This is a genomic window from Flavobacterium sp. 1355, assembly GCF_017833415.1.
Classification (GTDB): Bacteria; Bacteroidota; Bacteroidia; order Flavobacteriales; family Flavobacteriaceae; genus Flavobacterium.
In genome coordinates this window covers 52,135-69,576 of record NZ_JAFICC010000013.1, presented here as the reverse complement: position 1 = coordinate 69,576, position 17,442 = coordinate 52,135, and the positions used below count along the sequence as shown (strand labels likewise).

Below are 17,442 nucleotides of genomic sequence, written 5' to 3'. Positions count from 1 at the left end.
TACAAATGATTTTACCAATTGTAGGATATGGTGATCCGGTTTTAAGAAAAGTTGGAGAGGCTATCACGCCAGATCATCCAAACTTAAAAGAGATAATAGCAAACATGTATGAAACCATGTACAATGCTTATGGCGTTGGGCTTGCTGCACCACAGGTAGGTATGGCAATTCGTTTGTTTGTAATTGACACGACTCCTTTTAGTGATGATGAAGATCTATCATTAGATGAACAAAAAAAATTAAAAGGTTTTAAGAAAACTTTCATCAATCCTAAAATCATTAAAGAAGAAGGTGAGGAGTGGAGTTTTAATGAAGGCTGCTTAAGTATTCCTGACGTTCGTGAAGATGTTTACAGAAAACCAACCGTAACAATTGAATATTGTGAAGAAGATTTTGTTGTAAAGACAGAAGTTTTTGATGGTTTGGTTGCAAGAGTGATCCAACACGAATATGATCATATTGAAGGGGTTTTATTTACAGATAAAATATCTTCACTTAAAAAACGTTTGATTCAGAAAAAATTGAAGAACATTACAGAAGGAAAGACTTTTCAGGATTACAAGATGAAATTTTTTGCTGCTAAAAAAGGGAGATAATTGCTTCTTTAAAAGATAAAAAAATAAACGAAATTCTTAATACAAATTATAATAAACATGAATTTAGAAAAAATATTAGCTGTTTCAGGGAAGCCAGGTTTATATGCTTTAAAAGTACAAACCCGTACAGGATTTGTTGCTGAATCATTAACTGATGGAAAAAAAATCACTGTAAGCTTAAAAAGCAATGTAAGTTTATTGTCTGAAATTTCAATTTACACACATGATGGTGAAAAACCATTAACTGAAGTATTTCAACGTATTGGTACTAAGGAAAACAAAGGTCAGGCGATTTCTCATAAAGAAGACAATGCAAAATTAGCAGCTTACTTCAAAGAAGTTTTACCTGATTATGATGAAGAAAGAGTTTACCCGTCTGATATTAAGAAAGTATTAAACTGGTACAATACACTTCAGGCTAAAGGTTTAGTTACTGATTTGGCTCCGGCTGCCGCTGAAGCTAAAGAAGAAGCTGTAGTTGAAGAAAAACCAAAAAAAGCCCCGGCTGCTAAGAAAGCCCCGGCAAAGAAACCTGCTGCTAAAAAAGAAGAATAGTAAATATTACTTTCAAAAATATAATAATCCTGTTAAGATGTTTTCTTGACAGGATTTTTTACTTTTACATTATCCGGTATTAAACCAATAAATACAGTACAAATGAGCAAAGAACTTCAATTAAAAGCTTTCGAAAGATTATTAATCATTATGGATGAATTGCGTGAGCAATGTCCGTGGGATAAAAAGCAGACGCTGCAGACGCTAAGACATCTTACCATCGAAGAAACTTATGAATTAGGAGATGCCATTTTAGACAACGATTTAAATGAAGTTAAAAAAGAACTTGGCGACTTATTGTTGCATATTGTTTTTTATGCTAAAATAGGTTCAGAAACCAATGATTTTGATATTGCTGATGTTTGTAATGAAATTTGCGAAAAGCTTATTCATCGTCATCCGCACATTTATAGTGATACAGTAGTAAAGGATGAAGAAGAAGTAAAACAAAATTGGGAAAAACTAAAACTTAAAGAAGGCAAAAAATCTGTTTTGGAAGGAGTGCCAAGAAGTTTGCCTGCTCTTGTAAAAGCCAGCCGAATTCAGGATAAAGTAAAAGGGGTTGGTTTTGACTGGGAAGAACCACATCAGGTTTGGGACAAAGTCCAGGAAGAGCTTGAAGAACTTCAGGAAGAAGTTAAGTCTGGTGATCAGGATAAAATAGAGGCTGAGTTTGGCGATGTTTTATTTTCAATGATAAATTATGCCCGGTTTTTAAATGTAAACCCCGAAGATGCTTTAGAGCGAACAAATAAAAAATTCATTAAACGTTTTCAGTATTTAGAAGCTAAAGCAGGCGAATTAGGGAAACCGCTAATGGATATGACTTTAGCGGAAATGGACGTATTTTGGAATGAAGCTAAGAAATTATAATTGTTCTGCTAATTTTTTTAATGCTCGTATATTTTTAAGAATAATCTTTTTTCCAGCCAGCTCAATAAGTTCAAGTTTATTAAAATCAGATAAGAGTCGTATACAGCTTTCTGTTGCAGTACCTATGATACCAGCCAATTCTTCTCTCGTCAGCTGTACTTTTAGAGTGCTGTCACTATTTTCTCCAAAATCGTCATGAAGCTGCAATAAAGTTTCTGCTAAACGCTGTTTTACTGTTTTTTGTACTAAAGCGATTTTATCATTTTCAGATTCTTTTAAATCTTCGCAGACAGTCTGCATCATATTTAAAGAAAACTGGTTGTTAGTATTGAAAAAATTTATGATTTCGGCTTTAGGAATAAAACAAACCTCCATGTCTTCAATCGCTTTTGCAGACAGATTTGCAGGTTCATTGCTAATCATAGAGCGTTGTCCCAAAAGTTCTCCGGATTTTACCAGTTTTACAATCTGATCTTTTCCGTTGGCACTTAATTTAGAAAGTTTTCCAATTCCGTCCTTAATACAAAAAACACCATTAGTGACTTCTCCTTCCTCAAAAATAGCTTCTCCTTTTTTTATCTGGTAAGTAGTTTTGCTGTTAGCTAATTTTATAACTTCTTCTTTATTAAGGGCTTTTAAGGAGCTAAGCTGTCGTACAATGCATTGGTCACATTTATTCATGACAATAGTAGTTTGATGCAAAATTAATCATATTTCGGAGTTATAAGCAGTATTATTGATTAAATTTATAAGAAAAAAAAGCGCGTTATTTCTTCGCTGGTTTAATTTTTTTACATTAAAACTCAATTTCATTATAATATGATAATTGTCATCTTTATAATCGGTTGTTGTGTTGATCTTTGCACCACTAAAAAAACAAATTATGAGTGCGCAAAATTGCTTTCATTGCGGTCTGCCCATTAATGAAAATGAAGAAATACATTTTGATGAAAAACTATTTTGCTGTGCCGGATGCAAAACAGTTTACGAAATTTTCAGCACTCACGATTTAACCTCCTATTATGATTTTGAAAAATCTCCGGGCGCAACTCCTCAGGACACTAAAGGGAAATACGATTTTTTAGAAAACGAAGCTATACTTTCAAAAATATTAGAATTTCAGGAAGCAGGCACTGCGATTGTATCATTAAACATTCCGCATATTCACTGCAGCTCTTGTATTTGGATCCTGGAAAATCTTAACCGGATTCAATCAGGGATAAGTGCTTCCCAAGTTAACTTTCCGGAGAAAAAAGTTCGTATCACATACAATTCAGATCTTGTATCACTCAAAACAATTGTCTATTCACTAAGTTCAATTGGTTACGAACCCTATATCAGTTTAGAAAATTACGAAACAGGTAAAAATAGCATTGACAGAAGTCTGACATATAAACTGGGAGTTGCTTTTTTTTGTTTTGGTAATATAATGTTATTGTCTTTTCCTGAATATTTTGAGATTAAAGAATTTTGGCTTGATAATTACAAGCCATTTTTTAGAGGTTTGATTTTTGTTCTCGCCTTGCCAAGTTTTTTATATTCTGCTAGCGGGTATTATGTTTCGGCTTATAAAAGCATAAAGTCAAGAATGCTTAATATTGACATTCCGATTGCATTAGGAATTATTGTAATGTTTATTAGAAGCACTTACGATATAGTAATGAATTATGGTTCAGGCTTTTTTGACAGTTTAGCAAGTCTGGTATTTTTTATGCTACTCGGAAAAATGTTTCAAATCAAAACGTACAGTTTTTTAAGTTTTGAACGCGATTTTAAATCCTATTTTCCAATAGCAGTTACAAGAATTAATTCAGATTCATCAGAAGAAAATTTACCAATTTATGATGTCGTAAAAGGCAACAGATTGCTAATCAGAAACCAGGAATTAATTCCCGTAGATGGTATTTTAATTAGCGAAAGCGCTGAAATAGACTATAGTTTTGTAACCGGAGAAGCGATTCCGATTACCAAAAGATCAGGTGACAAGATATTTGCAGGCGGAAAACAGATTGGCAAAGTAATAGAAATGGAAGTCTTGCATTCTGTTTCTCAAAGTTACCTGACGCAATTATGGAGCAATGAAGTTTTTCAGAAAAATGTAGACCAAAAGCATAAAACTATTACAGATGCCATTAGCAGGTATTTTACTCCTATATTGCTTCTGATAGCTTTTGCGGGTTTTGGCTATTGGATTTTTATTGACGCCAATATCGCTTTTAATGTTTTTACAGCTGTATTAATTGTAGCCTGCCCCTGTGCACTTGCCCTTACTGCTCCATTTACTTTTGGGAATATTTTGAGGATTTTGGGTAAGCAGAAATTATATCTTAAAAATGCCTTGGTAATAGAACAATTAGCAAAAGTTGATACCATAGTTTTTGATAAAACAGGAACAATTACAACCAATAAAAAATCAAACATTTCGTATGAAGGAAATGTGACTTCTGATGAAAATTTTATATTGATCAAAAACGCACTCCGTGCTTCAAATCATCCGTTAAGCCGTATGTTATATGATTTTCTTCCAGAATCAAAGAAAATTAAAATTGATAATTTTCAGGAAATAACAGGAAAAGGAATTTTGGCTCAAGCCGAAAACAAGCAAATAAAAATTGGTTCCGGAACTTTTGTTGAAAGCCCTGTACTGGATACATCAGAGATCGAAAAAACATCCCTTCATATAAAACTAGATGCTGTTTATTATGGGAAATTTGTATTCGAAAATCAGTATAGAGAAGGCCTGGAAAAATTATTTGATAATTTAAGTAAAGACTATCAAATAAAGGTTCTTTCGGGAGATAACGATGGTGAAAAAGCTAATCTAGAAGCTCTTTTACCCAAAGGTACCGAATTAATATTCAACCAAAAACCAGAACAAAAACTGGATTTTATAAAAAATCTGCAGCAAAACGGACAGAACGTTATGATGGTTGGTGATGGTTTAAATGATGCCGGAGCGTTGGCACAAAGTAATGTAGGAATTTCTGTTTCAGAAAATGTCAATGTTTTCTCTCCTGCCTGTGATGCAATTTTAGATGCAAGTGAATTTTCACGTCTTAACTATTTTTTAAAATTATCTCATAAAGCGATTTTTATAATCAAGATGAGTTTTGGCTTGTCATTGCTGTACAACGTTGTCGGACTTGCCTTTGCAGTTACAGGAAATCTTCTTCCCTTAGTGGCGGCTATTATTATGCCCTTAAGTACAATTACGATTGTAAGTTTTGTTACTTTAATGTCTAATTATTTCAAAAACAGAAAATTAGGTTCTTGATTTGATAGTTTGTGTAATTTTTTTCTTAATTTTAACATTCCTTTCGATTATGATAATTATCATATTTTATCCGCCCGTAACCTAATAATTTTGTTAATATAAATTAGATGGTATGAGTGTTATTTATCTATTAATTACAGTAAGTATTTTCGTGGCAATAGGGTTCTTTATTGCTTTTATAGTCGCAGTTAAATCTGGTCAGTACGATGATGATTATACGCCTTCAGTCAGAATTCTTTTTGACGATGAAACTACATTCACTCCCCAAGAAAACAAATCAAAAACAAAAGAATAAACACGTATAATTATGGAAATGGAACAGTTTTATTACGACAACAAAATTGTAAAAAAGTTCATTTACGCCACTATCCTGTTTGGGGTTGTAGGTATGCTAGTGGGACTGACCTTAGCGGTTATGTACCTTTTTCCCAACATGACAGATGGGATTTCATGGCTGAGTTACGGCCGATTAAGGCCTCTGCATACCAATGCGGTAATTTTTGCCTTTGTAGGTAATGCTTTTTTTGCGGGTATGTATTATTCGCTTCAAAGATTATTAAAAGCGAGAATGTTCAGTGATTTTTTAAGTAATGTCCATTTCTGGGGCTGGCAGCTTATTATTGTAGCCGCAGCAATTACTTTGCCTTTGGGCTATACATCATCAAAAGAATATGCCGAACTGGAATGGCCAATAGATATTGCTATTGCATTGATCTGGGTTGTTATGGGTATTAATATGATTGGTACCATGCTGCGCCGTAGAGAACGTCATTTATATGTAGCAATCTGGTTTTATCTGGCAACTTTTGTAACCGTAGCAGTACTCCATATTTTTAATAATATAGAAATTCCTGTTTCTGCATTAAAAAGTTATTCTGTTTATGCAGGAGTTCAGGATGCTTTGGTACAATGGTGGTACGGACATAATGCAGTTGCATTTTTCCTGACAACACCATTCTTAGGATTAATGTATTATTTTATTCCAAAGGTTGCCAACAGACCTGTGTATTCTTATCGATTGTCTATTATTCACTTTTGGTCTTTAATCTTTATTTATATCTGGGCAGGACCTCATCACTTGTTATACTCAGCTTTACCAAACTGGGCACAGAATTTAGGAGTAGCGTTTTCTGTAATGCTTATCGCTCCGTCCTGGGGAGGTATGATCAATGGTCTTTTAACTTTAAGAGGAGCATGGGATAAAGTTCGTGAAGAACCAGTCTTAAAATTCTTTGTAGTAGCGATTACAGGATACGGAATGGCAACTTTTGAAGGGCCAATGTTATCTCTTAAAAATGTAAATGCTATCGCACACTATACGGACTGGATCGTAGCACACGTACACGTAGGAGCATTAGCATGGAACGGATTTATGTCATTTGGTATTATTTACTGGTTGATTCCGAGAATGACAAAAAGTAATTTGTTTTCTAAAAAACTAGCTAACTTCCATTTCTGGATCGGTACTTTAGGAATTATATTATACACATTGCCATTGTACGTAGCAGGATTTCTTCAGGCTTCAATGTGGAAACAGTTTAACCCAGACGGAACTTTAACCTATGGGAATTTTCTTGAAACAGTGACGCAGATTATGCCAATGTACTGGATGAGAGCTATTGGTGGTTCTTTATATCTGGTAGGTATGCTGACATTGGTTTACAATATCATTATGACCGTGAAAGCCGGAGAAACAATCGAAGACGAATTGGCTCAGGCTCCTGCTTTGCAAAGAATCAGCAACGGCAGAGTGAGAGGAGAGAAATTCCATTCCTGGTTAGAAAGAAAACCTATTCAGTTGACCATTTTGGCTACAGTTGCAATTCTAATTGGGGGAATCATTCAGATAGTTCCAACCATTATGGTAAAATCAAATATTCCAACAATAAGCAGTGTAAAACCATATACACCTTTAGAGCTTGAAGGTCGTGATTTATATATTCGTGAAGGTTGTGTAGGATGTCACTCACAGTCAGTTCGTCCGTTTAGAAGTGAAGTAGAACGCTACGGACCACAAGCAAAAGCGGGAGAGTTTGTTTATGATCATCCATTCCTTTGGGGATCAAAACGTACAGGTCCGGACTTGTTAAGAGTAGGAGGAAAATATAATGATAACTGGCATTTTAATCACTTCTGGAATCCGCAGAGTATCTCAGCTGGTTCAATTATGCCGGGTTATAAGTGGCTTTTTGATAACAAACCGATGGATACTTCGCTGATTGAGACTAAAATGAAAGCAATGGTTTCGCTTGGAGTTCCTTACACAGATGCTGATGTTGCAAATGCTCAAAAAACATTAAGAGCTCAGGCAATTGCCATAGAAAAAAGTTTAGAAAATGATCCTGATTTTGTAAAAAGTTATGAGGACAGCAGACAAAAAGCAGCAGCAAAAGGAGAAAAATTTATTCCGATGAATGAAAGGGAAATTGTTGCATTGATTGCCTATATCCAAAGACTTGGAATAGATATTAAAGTTAAAGAAACTAAATAACAAGCGTTATGTTCGAACAAATTAAGCACAATATGGAAACAATATCGGGAGTAGAAATTTACCCGATACTTTCTCTCCTGATATTCTTTTTCTTCTTTGTAGGTTTAGGCTTCTGGGTGTTTTCTTATAAGAAAGATAAAATTAGAGAAATGAGTGAAATTCCTTTAGAAGAAGGACTTATGATAACTTCAAAAGATAACTAAAATGAAAAAGTTTTTTCCAGTATATGTGAGAGTCCCTGTGATTTTCTTTATCGTCTTTGGTTTAATGGAATACTTTATTGATTCAGGTGACAGGCCTGCGTTTGTAAAATATCCAATGTTAGCCGTTTTTTTATTTGTCTTTTTATTTATTTTAATAGCAATAGAAATTACATTAAGCGCCGTAAACCGCGTTATGTATCAATTAATGTCTCCAGAAGAGAAAGCCAGGTTAGAATATGAAAACAGTTTGAGTTTTAACGAAAGCACATGGTACAAAAACTTAATGCAGAAACTGACCAAAACGCAGCCGATTGAAAGAGAAGGCGATCTGCTAATGGATCATGATTATGACGGAATAAAAGAACTAGATAATAATTTGCCGCCATGGTGGGTATACTTATTCTACATCTGTATCATTTTTGGAGTAATATATGTTGCTCGTTATGAATTGTTTGGTGGCGATAATCAGGAAACTGAACTAAAAATGGAAATGGCTCAGGCTAAAATAGATGTTGAAGAGTATCTAAAAACCGCGCCCGATTTAATGGATGAAAAAACCGTGGTTTTATTAACAGATAAAGCTGATTTAGCAGCAGGTAAAGAAATTTTTACAACAAATTGTGCTGCCTGCCACCGTGCAGACGCCGGAGGACAAATAGGGCCAAACTTAACAGATGACCATTGGATTTTAGGCGGAGGAATTAAAAACTTATTCCATACTATAACAAACGGAGGCCGTGATGGTAAAGGGATGATTTCCTGGAAAGGAACTCTAAAGCCGAAAGAAATTCAAAAAGTTGCAAGTTATATTTTGTCATTGCAGGGAAGTAATCCTAAAGATCCAAAAGCACCGGATGGTGAGGTTTGGGTTGACGAAAGCGCCCCTAAAAATGATGCGGCAGCAAAAAAGACCGTAGATACTACACAAGTTAAATAATACCATATCATGTCAAATTTACCAGACGAAGCATTTAGAGATACCATTGGAACAATTGATGAAGGCGGTAAAAGAAAATTTATTTTTCCTAAAAAACCGTCTGGTAAATTTTATAATTACAGAAAGATAGTCAGCTATGTCTTACTGATTATTTTAGTTGCAAATCCATTTATAAAAATAAATGGAAATCAATTCATGATGTTCAATATTATAGAACGTCGTTTTAATATTTTTGGATTTCCTTTCTGGCCACAGGATTTTTATCTTTTTGTGATATCAATGTTGGTAGGAGTTGTCTTTATTATTTTGTTTACAGTAGTTTTTGGAAGGATTTTTTGTGGATGGATTTGTCCGCAGACGATATTTCTGGAAATGGTTTTTCGCCGAATCGAATATTTGATCGACGGTGACCGCGGTTCTCAGCTGCGTTTGTCCAAACAAGAATGGAACGGAGAGAAAATAAGAAAAAGGCTCCTGAAATGGACTATATTTTTTCTGATTTCGTTTGGTATTGCTAACGTCTTTTTAGCATATTTAGTAGGAAGTGATAAATTATTTTTAATGGTTGAGGAAGGGCCAATTTCTCAAGCAAGTAATTTTATTTCATTACTAATCTTCACAGGAGTTTTTTACTTTGTTTTTGTATGGTTTCGCGAACAGGTTTGTATTATAGCCTGCCCTTATGGCCGCTTGCAGGGTGTTCTTTTAGATAATAAATCTATAAATGTTGCCTACGATTTTGTTCGTGGTGAAAAAGAAGCCGGACGCGCAAAATTCAATAAAAAAGAAGACAGAAGTTTAACCGGAAAAGGGGATTGTATAGATTGTCATCAATGTGTTCACGTCTGCCCAATGGGAATTGACATTAGAAACGGAACCCAATTAGAATGTACAAACTGTACTGCTTGTATTGATGAATGTGATCATATAATGGATTCTGTCGGCTTGCCAAAAGGCCTCATCCGATATGCTTCTGAAGATGAGATCGAGAAAAAAGCGCCTTTTAAATTTACTGCAAGAATGAAAGGTTACTCCGCTGTATTATTTATTTTATTGAGTGTATTTGTTGGAATGTTATTTTTAAGAACTGATGTACAGGCTATCGTTCTTCGCCTGCCGGGACAGCTTTTTCAGCATAAAGGAGATAAAATCAGTAATGTTTACACGTATAAAATTGTCAATAAGACAATGAAAGATTATCAGGATATACATTTTGAATTAATTGATCAGAAAGGTGAAATAAAAAATGTCGGTAAAACGCATTTTAAAGTTGCTAAAGAAGGAATTTCTCAGGGAACATTATTTATCGAAATAGAACAGGCTTTGCTGGAAAGCGACAAAACCAAAGTAAAAATTGGTGTTTATAACGGCAAACAATTATTAGAAACCACAACAACAAACTTTTTAGGGCCACGAAGTTTTAATTAAAAAAGAAATATTATGAAAATCAATTGGGGAACAGGAATTGTTATTGCTTTTGCACTGTTTATGAGCTTTATTTTATATTTTGTTTTTGAAGTGCAGTCGAATAGCAAATACGACAACGATTTGGTTGTGGAAGAATATTACAAACACGACACGCATTTTCAGGAAGAAATGGCACGTATTCAAAATGCACATGATCTGCAGCAAAGACCTTCAATAACTTATATCGATAATCAGGGAGTAAAGGTAGTTTTTCCCGCAGGTTTTGAGAATGATAAAATAAAAGGGAATATCCTTCTTTATCGTCCATCAAACAAAAAGTTTGATTTTAATACTGCAATAGCTTTGACAAATTCATCTCTGGTTATTCCGGAAAATAAATTAGTAAAAGGACGCTGGGATGTAAATATGGAATGGCAGTACAACGGTAAAAAATACCTGACGAAACAAGTAATCTATGTAAACTAATTAAAAATGTTATACTCGGCTTTTATATTGGGGATCATTAGTAGTCTGCACTGCATCGGAATGTGTGGCCCGATTGCTATGATGCTCCCGGTTGATCATAAAAATGAAGCTAAAAAAGCAACACAAATTATAACGTATCAATTAGGCAGATTAAGTGCTTACGCATCAATTGGTTTAATTTTTGGTTTATTAGGAAGAGGTTTGCTTATTGCGGGAATACAACAAAATATATCAATATTTATTGGCATTCTGATGATATTTGTTGCTTTGGTTCCCGAAAAAACATTTGCAAGGTATAATTTCTCAAAACCGGTTTACAAAATTATTTCTAAAGTTAAATCAAGTCTTGGAAATCAGTTTAAAAATAAAAGTTACCAATCTATTTTTACAATTGGTTTATTAAACGGATTTTTGCCTTGCGGAATGGTTTATACGGCCTTATTTGGAGCAATTGCAATGCAAAGTGCAGGTTTTGGAACATTATATATGCTTTTGTTCGGATTGGGAACTGTGCCTTTAATGACAGTTGTAGTATACATAAATTCAGTAATTAAACTGCCTTTTAGAAATAAGGTCCAAAAAATAATTCCTTATGCCGCAGTAATTATTGGGGTTTTATTTATACTTAGAGGCTTAGGTTTGGGAATTCCATATATTTCACCTTCAAATATGAGTTTATTTGTTCAGGCAGCACCAAACTGTCATTAACAAAACTATACAGTCATCGAAAATAAATTTGTTTGAGGTGACTTTCTTTTTAGATGTAAATCAAAAGCCATACAAATATTACGGACAAAAGGTCTTCCAGCTTCTGTAATTTTCAATTTATCTTTTTCTATAACAATTAAACCGTCTTTTTCTATTTCCTGTAAATTTTCTAAAACGTCTTCAATTTCTTTAAAATAAAGAGCACTGTCATTCCAGGAAGTTTCGAGCTGACATGTTAAATTAAGAATGTGTTTTCTAATAATAAGATCTTCTTCAGTCAAAATATGACCTTTTACAACAGGAAGTTTATCCCATTCTAATAATTGATAATAATCTTCGAGGTTTTTTGTGTTTTGAGCAAAACTATACCAGCTGTCACTGATTGACGAAACGCCTAAACCAATCATAAGCTGGGTTTTTGATGAACTATAGCCCATGAAATTCCTGTGCATTTTTTTATTGTGAGCCGACTTATACAAACTGTCAGAAGATAACGCAAAATGATCCATCCCGATTTCGTGATAATCATTTTGAGAGAGTAATTGTTTTCCTATTTCGTACAGCTTTCTTTTTTCGGCATCTTTTGGAAGGTTTTCTTCATTAAAACCGCGCTGTCCATTGCCTTTTATCCAGGGCACGTGTGCATAACTGTAAAATGCCAGCCTGTCTGGTTTTAGAGAATTTGTTTTTTCTATAGTATCTACAACATCTTCAATTGTTTGATAAGGAAGCCCAAAGATAATATCATGTCCTATAGAAGTGTAGCCAATTTCTTTTGCCCAAAAAGTTACTTTTGCAACATTATGAAAAGGCTGAATTCGATGGATGGCTTTCTGCACTTTTTCTGAATAATCCTGCACGCCAAAACTCACTCGGCGAAAACCTAAGTCATATAATTTTTTTAGCTGCTCGTAAGTTGTATTGTTTGGATGTCCTTCAAAACTAAACTCATAATCAGATGCTTTATTGGCATAATTAAAAATTCCATTTATAAGATGCTCCAGATTATTTATCGAGAAAAAAGTAGGTGTTCCGCCACCCAGATGAATCTCTTTAATACTTGGTTTTTCTGGCAGCAATCTGCAATAAAGGCTCCATTCTTTTAGAAGTGCTTTTATATAGGTTTCTTCTACAGAATGATTTTTTGTAATACGCTTGTTACAGCCGCAAAAAGTACACATACTTTCACAAAAGGGCAGATGAATATATAAACTGATTCCGTTTTGAGAATTGCTTTCTGAAAACGCTTTCTGAAAAGAAGATTCCCATTTCTCTGTTGTAAAAGTGGCTTCGTTCCAATAGGGTACTGTTGGGTAACTCGTGTATCTTGGGCCAGGGACATTATATTTCTGAGTCAGCGAAATTTTCATAAAGACGGATTTAGTTTTCATCAAAATTAAAATATGCTTTGCAAGGATAAAATGACAAATATCATGTATGCAGCAAAAAAAAAGAGGCTCAATTTGAGCCTCTTTTCGTGAATTAATAACTAACGTGAAATAGAATCCTGAATGATTTTAAGCCATTTTTTTGCAAACATATGATCTTGATAGACACTTATTTGTTTGATGCGGTCATCATCAAAATCATAAAAAGGAATGGTGATTTTTTTTGATGTATTTTTTTCCTGAAATTCGAAATCAATCTTTACGATAGTAGCAGAATGTGATTCTGTTGTTGGGATTAACTTACAGGATGTTACGGTACCTAAATCTACAAAAATGGCTTCCTGTTGATTTGGATTAAAATTCATCAGAATAAATTTTTTATTTTTCCGATCGATTGTCAGTGTTTTATTGCTTTGAGATTCGGTTAAATCAAAACTTTCAGGATTTGATGGGTTGAATCTTTTTTTAATGTTTAGAATTCTTGATTTGTTAGCTGCATTTGTTCTTGCAGAAAAATATACCGGGATGGCTACTATGATAGCAATCACAATACCAATTATAGTTACACTTGTATCCATTTTATCTTAAAATTAATTTGTATGAAATAGCAATAGCAAGCGGTTTTCATATTGAAAACGGCTTAATTGTTTGAGAAGAAGTATTTCTTCGGGCTAAAATTCAAAAAATTAATTACCAGAAATAATGGAAGGGATAGAGCAGTAATGCTATTCTTGTACTGTGACCTAAATGTTGGTTGTTGAAGTTCGAGACTGATCTTACAGCCTGGTGACCAGGAATTATTATCAGTATAGAGTCAAACCATTTGGCTAAATTGGGATAACTTGTTTTGATATTTCCAACAAAATGATAGCCAGCCTGAGGTTGTATAAAAGATAATGAATCGGGTATATCAACAGATAAGGTCGTATTCGTTTTTGTATTTTCGGTTTTTTCAATAGAAATTTCGTTCGCCTGAGCAGCGAAGAAAGCTATAATCAAAAGTGAAATAAAAATAACGGTTTTACGAATCCAGTTCATGGTGGCGAATTTAACTCATAAAACACAATTAAAGAAATTTTATAGAATTAATTAACGCTATGAAAAGATGTTATTGTTTTATCCTCAATTGTATCAAAAAACTATTGAGGATAAAACAATGTTATTGCTGCATTTTGAAATAATAATCAGCTGAATGTTTGCCTCCTCCATAAAATAAAAAGAAAATACAAACTAATAATACCACAATTGCTAGGATTAAGCTTTCAGAACGCATATGTCCCAGTGAGTTTACAAGAACAGCTCCAAATAATATTGGCAATTGTGCTGCGATAGCCCAGCGGGTAAGTAATCCGAAAAAAATCATAATCCCTCCAATCATGTGGGCCGGAGCGATGTAATGTAATAAAAACATTCCGCCTCCAAATTGATCAATAGGTGAAATTAAATCATGCAGATATTGAGCATTCGTAACAAAATAAACACCTTTCATAAATAAAAAAACGCCTAATACAACACGTATCAGATCTACTGGTAAATAAGTGTGCGCATTTGCCCATTTATTTAAACTTTTTACATTTTCCATGATATTCCCGTGATTAAAAATTACATACTAAGTTACGAATTTTTAATCAATTGTCATTTATAAGTGCTTGAAAATAAGTTTTTTAATTTTTGTTTTACGGAGTTTTAAGAATTCAATAAACCTAGACCTGAATTACTCCTAAATTAAAAGGCTTTTGTATCGGAGCATGATTGGCAGCTTCTATTCCCATTGAAATCCAGGTACGCGTTTCCAGAGGATCAATAATTGCATCTGTCCATAATCTTGAAGCAGCATAATACGGAGATGTCTGTTCGTCGTAACGTGCCTTAATTTTATTAAATAATTCGGTTTCTTTGGCTTCATCTACAATTTCTCCTTTTGCTTTAAGCGAAGAAGCTTCAATTTGCGCCAATACTTTTGCTGCCTGAGTTCCTCCCATGACAGCCAATTCTGCACTTGGCCAGGCAAAAATCAATCTTGGGTCATAAGCTTTTCCGCACATTGCGTAATTTCCTGCGCCATAAGAATTCCCTACGATTACAGTAAATTTTGGCACTACAGAATTGCTTACAGCATTTACCATTTTAGCACCATCTTTTATGATTCCGCCATGTTCTGATTTTGAACCGACCATAAATCCGGTAACATCCTGCAAAAAAACTAATGGAATTTTCTTTTGGTTGCAATTGGCAATAAATCGGGTGGCCTTATCAGCACTGTCAGAATAAATAACACCTCCAAATTGCATTTCTCCTTTTTTGGTCTTTACTACTTTTCTCTGATTGGCTACAATACCCACCGCCCAGCCATCTATTCTGGCATAACCGGTAATTAATGATTGTCCATAACCATCTTTGTAAGCTTCAAACTCCGAATTATCAACCAAACGATTAATGATTTCCATCATATCGTATTGTTCGTTTCTTGCTTTTGGCAGTATTCCATAAATATCTTTTGGATCAAGAGCCGGTTTTTCAGCTTTAATTCTGCTGTATCCCGCCTTATCAAAATCCCCAATTTTATCAACGATATTTTTTATTTTGTCTAAAGCATCTGCATCATCCTTTGCTTTATAATCTGTTACTCCCGAAATTTCGCAATGCGTTGTTGCACCTCCCAGCGTTTCATTGTCTATAGTTTCGCCAATAGCAGCTTTTACCAGATAACTTCCTGCGAGAAAAATACTTCCGGTTTTATCCACAATCAAAGCTTCATCGCTCATAATTGGAAGGTATGCACCACCGGCAACACAACTGCCCATTACGGCAGCAATTTGAGTAATACCCATGCTGCTCATTTGAGCGTTGTTTCTAAAAATGCGCCCAAAATGTTCTTTGTCAGGAAAAATTTCATCCTGAAGCGGTAAATAAACACCAGCACTGTCTACCAGATATATAATAGGCAATCTGTTTTCCATGGCAATTTCCTGTGCGCGTAAATTTTTCTTTCCCGTAATCGGAAACCATGCTCCGGCTTTTACAGTAGCATCATTGGCAACAACAATACATTGTTTCCCTTTGATGTATCCGATTTTAACGACAACACCACCGGAAGGACAGCCGCCGTGCTCTGCGTACATTCCGTCTCCCACGAATCCTCCAATTTCTATACTTTTTGAATTTTCATCCAATAAATAATCAATACGTTCGCGGGCTGTCATTTTGCCTTCGGCGTGGAGTTTGGCAATACGTTTTTCGCCTCCGCCTAATTTAATTTTGGCAAATCTTTGTTTTAATTCAGAAAGTAATAGTTTATTGTGATCTTCGTTTTTATTGAAGTTTAAATCCATAAGAAATTGATGTTTTTACAAAATACTGTGTGCTAATTTACAAAATCAATTGAAATAAACGTGATAAACTGAATTGTTTGAAATTAAAAATTTGTTTAAAAAGCAAAAAAAAACAGAAGCGAACTTCTGTTTTGAATATATCTTAAAAATTAAATTATTTTTTTGAATCACCAACGAGCCTTTTTAATATTGCCCACTGTTTTAGAGCATCACGTGCTTCTACCGCAGGATATCCCAACATTGTTTTTCCTGCAGGAATGTCACCGACAACTCCAGATCCGGCTCCGACAACAGCGCCGTCTCCAATTGTAGTATGGTCTTTTATCGATGCGCTTCCGCCAATTATAACTCCATTTCCTAAAGTTACAGAACCAGCCAAACCGCTGTTTCCGGCCATAATACAAAATTTACCTAATTTACTATTATGTCCAATCTGTACTAAATTATCAATTTTACAACCGTCTCCCAATATGGTAGAACTAAATTTACCTCTGTCCACACAAGTATTAGCTCCAATTTCAACTCCGTTGCCAATCACTACATTTCCTATTTGTGGAATTTTCACCAAACCTTTTTCTTTACAAGGGCGGAAACCAAAACCATCGGCTCCAATTGTTGCATTAGGATGAATGATACAATCACTACCAATATGACAACGCTCACGAACTACAGCACCAGACCAGATTATGGTATTTTTACCAATAGTACATTCGTCTAAAATAGTAACATTTGGATAGATAGTAACATTTGAAGCTATTTGTACATTTGGACCAATGTAACAGCCGGCACCAATTCTGCTTCCTTCACCAATAATGGCTGTTTCGTCTATAACAGCTGTTCTGTGAATTTCATTATGAAACAGAGGGGTAGGAGGGGCAAAAAGTGCTAAAATTTGAGACATTGCCAGATCGGCATTTTTTACTTTGATAAAAGCACGATTATCACCCGGTTCAATAGAAATGTCTTCATTAACAACTGCTACTGAGGCTTTTGAAGCTTCCCACAATTTTTCGTATTTTTTATTTCCTATAAAAGAAATTTCAGAAGTTGTTGCTTTTTCTAATTGTTCCGTAGCTGTTATACACTGAGAAGTACTGCCGTAAATTTCACCATTGATAACTTCATTAATTTCTTGGATTGAATAGGATTTCATCTATTGAATTAAATTTATTTGGGGTTAATTTTCGCCAAA

At 34.5% G+C, this 17,442-nt stretch carries 18 protein-coding genes; 11 read left to right on the top strand and 7 right to left on the bottom strand.

Annotation, left to right across the window (positions count from 1 at the left end; genetic code table 11):
* The first annotated feature begins 5 nt into the window (after window positions 1-5).
* The 3 genes from def (at window position 6) to mazG (ending at window position 2,024) form a co-directional block, all read left to right on the top strand.
* On the top strand, window positions 6-596 hold the full coding sequence (def, locus tag JOD96_RS17160) for a peptide deformylase (RefSeq protein WP_209565457.1): 591 nt from the start codon (window positions 6-8) through the stop codon (window positions 594-596).
* Window positions 597-653: 57 nt separating this feature from the next.
* The gene (locus tag JOD96_RS17155) at window positions 654-1,151 is read left to right on the top strand and encodes a DUF5606 domain-containing protein (RefSeq protein WP_209565456.1); all 498 of its coding nucleotides are present in this window, start codon (window positions 654-656) and stop codon (window positions 1,149-1,151) included.
* A 102-nt stretch (window positions 1,152-1,253) separates the two neighbouring features.
* Window positions 1,254-2,024, top strand: coding sequence for a nucleoside triphosphate pyrophosphohydrolase (gene mazG / locus JOD96_RS17150; RefSeq protein ID WP_209565455.1), 771 nt, complete (start codon window positions 1,254-1,256; stop codon window positions 2,022-2,024).
* Here mazG and JOD96_RS17145 read toward each other — a convergent pair.
* Window positions 2,019-2,705 carry a Crp/Fnr family transcriptional regulator gene (locus tag JOD96_RS17145; protein ID WP_209565454.1) on the bottom strand — a complete coding sequence of 229 codons (687 nt, stop codon included), beginning with the start codon at window positions 2,703-2,705 and terminating at the stop codon, window positions 2,019-2,021. The genes mazG and JOD96_RS17145 overlap by 6 nt on opposite strands.
* A gap of 202 nt (window positions 2,706-2,907) precedes the next feature.
* Between JOD96_RS17145 and JOD96_RS17140 the strand changes: the two genes are divergently transcribed.
* The 8 genes from JOD96_RS17140 (at window position 2,908) to JOD96_RS17105 (ending at window position 11,530) form a co-directional block, all read left to right on the top strand.
* Entirely contained in the window at window positions 2,908-5,298 is a 2,391-nt protein-coding gene (locus JOD96_RS17140) for a heavy metal translocating P-type ATPase (RefSeq protein WP_209565453.1), read from the top strand.
* 112 nt (window positions 5,299-5,410) lie between these two features.
* Window positions 5,411-5,593: a cbb3-type cytochrome oxidase assembly protein CcoS gene (ccoS, locus tag JOD96_RS17135; protein WP_209565452.1), complete on the top strand. Its 183-nt coding sequence runs from the start codon at window positions 5,411-5,413 to the stop codon at window positions 5,591-5,593.
* A 12-nt stretch (window positions 5,594-5,605) separates the two neighbouring features.
* Window positions 5,606-7,789 (top strand): cytochrome-c oxidase, cbb3-type subunit I, encoded by a 2,184-nt coding sequence (gene ccoN, locus JOD96_RS17130; RefSeq protein WP_209565451.1) that lies wholly within the window; start codon window positions 5,606-5,608, stop codon window positions 7,787-7,789.
* 8 nt (window positions 7,790-7,797) lie between these two features.
* On the top strand, window positions 7,798-7,992 hold the full coding sequence (locus JOD96_RS17125) for a CcoQ/FixQ family Cbb3-type cytochrome c oxidase assembly chaperone (protein ID WP_209565450.1): 195 nt from the start codon (window positions 7,798-7,800) through the stop codon (window positions 7,990-7,992).
* 1 nt (window position 7,993) lies between these two features.
* A complete protein-coding gene (locus JOD96_RS17120; protein WP_209565449.1) occupies window positions 7,994-8,929 on the top strand; it encodes a cbb3-type cytochrome c oxidase N-terminal domain-containing protein in 936 nt (311 codons plus the stop codon).
* 9 nt (window positions 8,930-8,938) lie between these two features.
* Window positions 8,939-10,357, top strand: coding sequence for a cytochrome c oxidase accessory protein CcoG (gene ccoG, locus JOD96_RS17115; protein ID WP_209565448.1), 1,419 nt, complete (start codon window positions 8,939-8,941; stop codon window positions 10,355-10,357).
* 12 nt (window positions 10,358-10,369) lie between these two features.
* Window positions 10,370-10,822, top strand: coding sequence for a FixH family protein (locus JOD96_RS17110; protein ID WP_209565447.1), 453 nt, complete (start codon window positions 10,370-10,372; stop codon window positions 10,820-10,822).
* A 6-nt stretch (window positions 10,823-10,828) separates the two neighbouring features.
* Window positions 10,829-11,530 (top strand): sulfite exporter TauE/SafE family protein, encoded by a 702-nt coding sequence (locus JOD96_RS17105; protein WP_209565446.1) that lies wholly within the window; start codon window positions 10,829-10,831, stop codon window positions 11,528-11,530.
* A 5-nt stretch (window positions 11,531-11,535) separates the two neighbouring features.
* On the opposite strand, the gene hemN is transcribed toward JOD96_RS17105, so the two are convergent.
* The 6 genes from hemN to lpxD all read right to left on the bottom strand — a co-directional run bounded on the left by hemN (window position 11,536) and on the right by lpxD (window position 17,403).
* Window positions 11,536-12,900, bottom strand: a complete 1,365-nt coding sequence (gene hemN / locus JOD96_RS17100; RefSeq protein WP_209565445.1) for an oxygen-independent coproporphyrinogen III oxidase — start codon at window positions 12,898-12,900, stop codon at window positions 11,536-11,538.
* A gap of 119 nt (window positions 12,901-13,019) precedes the next feature.
* Window positions 13,020-13,496, bottom strand: a complete 477-nt coding sequence (locus JOD96_RS17095; RefSeq protein ID WP_209565444.1) for a hypothetical protein — start codon at window positions 13,494-13,496, stop codon at window positions 13,020-13,022.
* A gap of 112 nt (window positions 13,497-13,608) precedes the next feature.
* Window positions 13,609-13,956 carry a hypothetical protein gene (locus JOD96_RS17090; RefSeq protein ID WP_209565443.1) on the bottom strand — a complete coding sequence of 116 codons (348 nt, stop codon included), beginning with the start codon at window positions 13,954-13,956 and terminating at the stop codon, window positions 13,609-13,611.
* Between the two features lie 121 nt (window positions 13,957-14,077).
* Window positions 14,078-14,500 carry a DoxX family protein gene (locus tag JOD96_RS17085; protein WP_209565442.1) on the bottom strand — a complete coding sequence of 141 codons (423 nt, stop codon included), beginning with the start codon at window positions 14,498-14,500 and terminating at the stop codon, window positions 14,078-14,080.
* A 121-nt stretch (window positions 14,501-14,621) separates the two neighbouring features.
* Complete coding sequence (locus tag JOD96_RS17080; protein ID WP_209565441.1) at window positions 14,622-16,250, bottom strand: acyl-CoA carboxylase subunit beta; 1,629 nt, start codon at window positions 16,248-16,250, stop codon at window positions 14,622-14,624.
* Window positions 16,251-16,404: 154 nt separating this feature from the next.
* Window positions 16,405-17,403, bottom strand: a complete 999-nt coding sequence (gene lpxD, locus JOD96_RS17075; protein WP_209565440.1) for a UDP-3-O-(3-hydroxymyristoyl)glucosamine N-acyltransferase — start codon at window positions 17,401-17,403, stop codon at window positions 16,405-16,407.
* Window positions 17,404-17,442 lie beyond the last annotated feature (39 nt).

Excerpts from the sequence above, each read along its gene's own strand:
- JOD96_RS17120 (WP_209565449.1), top strand. The coding sequence starts at position 7,994 with ATGAAAAAGTTTTTTCCAGTATATGTGAGAGTCCCTGTGATTTTCTTT.
- JOD96_RS17080 (WP_209565441.1), bottom strand. The coding sequence starts at position 16,250 with ATGGATTTAAACTTCAATAAAAACGAAGATCACAATAAACTATTACTT.
- JOD96_RS17090 (WP_209565443.1), bottom strand. The coding sequence starts at position 13,956 with ATGAACTGGATTCGTAAAACCGTTATTTTTATTTCACTTTTGATTATA.
- JOD96_RS17145 (WP_209565454.1), bottom strand. The coding sequence starts at position 2,705 with ATGAATAAATGTGACCAATGCATTGTACGACAGCTTAGCTCCTTAAAA.
- JOD96_RS17085 (WP_209565442.1), bottom strand. The coding sequence starts at position 14,500 with ATGGAAAATGTAAAAAGTTTAAATAAATGGGCAAATGCGCACACTTAT.
- ccoN (WP_209565451.1), top strand. The coding sequence starts at position 5,606 with ATGGAAATGGAACAGTTTTATTACGACAACAAAATTGTAAAAAAGTTC.
- ccoG (WP_209565448.1), top strand. The coding sequence starts at position 8,939 with ATGTCAAATTTACCAGACGAAGCATTTAGAGATACCATTGGAACAATT.
- JOD96_RS17110 (WP_209565447.1), top strand. The coding sequence starts at position 10,370 with ATGAAAATCAATTGGGGAACAGGAATTGTTATTGCTTTTGCACTGTTT.
- JOD96_RS17105 (WP_209565446.1), top strand. The coding sequence starts at position 10,829 with ATGTTATACTCGGCTTTTATATTGGGGATCATTAGTAGTCTGCACTGC.
- JOD96_RS17125 (WP_209565450.1), top strand. The coding sequence starts at position 7,798 with ATGTTCGAACAAATTAAGCACAATATGGAAACAATATCGGGAGTAGAA.
- ccoS (WP_209565452.1), top strand. The coding sequence starts at position 5,411 with ATGAGTGTTATTTATCTATTAATTACAGTAAGTATTTTCGTGGCAATA.
- mazG (WP_209565455.1), top strand. The coding sequence starts at position 1,254 with ATGAGCAAAGAACTTCAATTAAAAGCTTTCGAAAGATTATTAATCATT.
- JOD96_RS17140 (WP_209565453.1), top strand. The coding sequence starts at position 2,908 with ATGAGTGCGCAAAATTGCTTTCATTGCGGTCTGCCCATTAATGAAAAT.
- lpxD (WP_209565440.1), bottom strand. The coding sequence starts at position 17,403 with ATGAAATCCTATTCAATCCAAGAAATTAATGAAGTTATCAATGGTGAA.
- def (WP_209565457.1), top strand. The coding sequence starts at position 6 with ATGATTTTACCAATTGTAGGATATGGTGATCCGGTTTTAAGAAAAGTT.
- hemN (WP_209565445.1), bottom strand. The coding sequence starts at position 12,900 with ATGAAAATTTCGCTGACTCAGAAATATAATGTCCCTGGCCCAAGATAC.
- JOD96_RS17155 (WP_209565456.1), top strand. The coding sequence starts at position 654 with ATGAATTTAGAAAAAATATTAGCTGTTTCAGGGAAGCCAGGTTTATAT.
- JOD96_RS17095 (WP_209565444.1), bottom strand. The coding sequence starts at position 13,496 with ATGGATACAAGTGTAACTATAATTGGTATTGTGATTGCTATCATAGTA.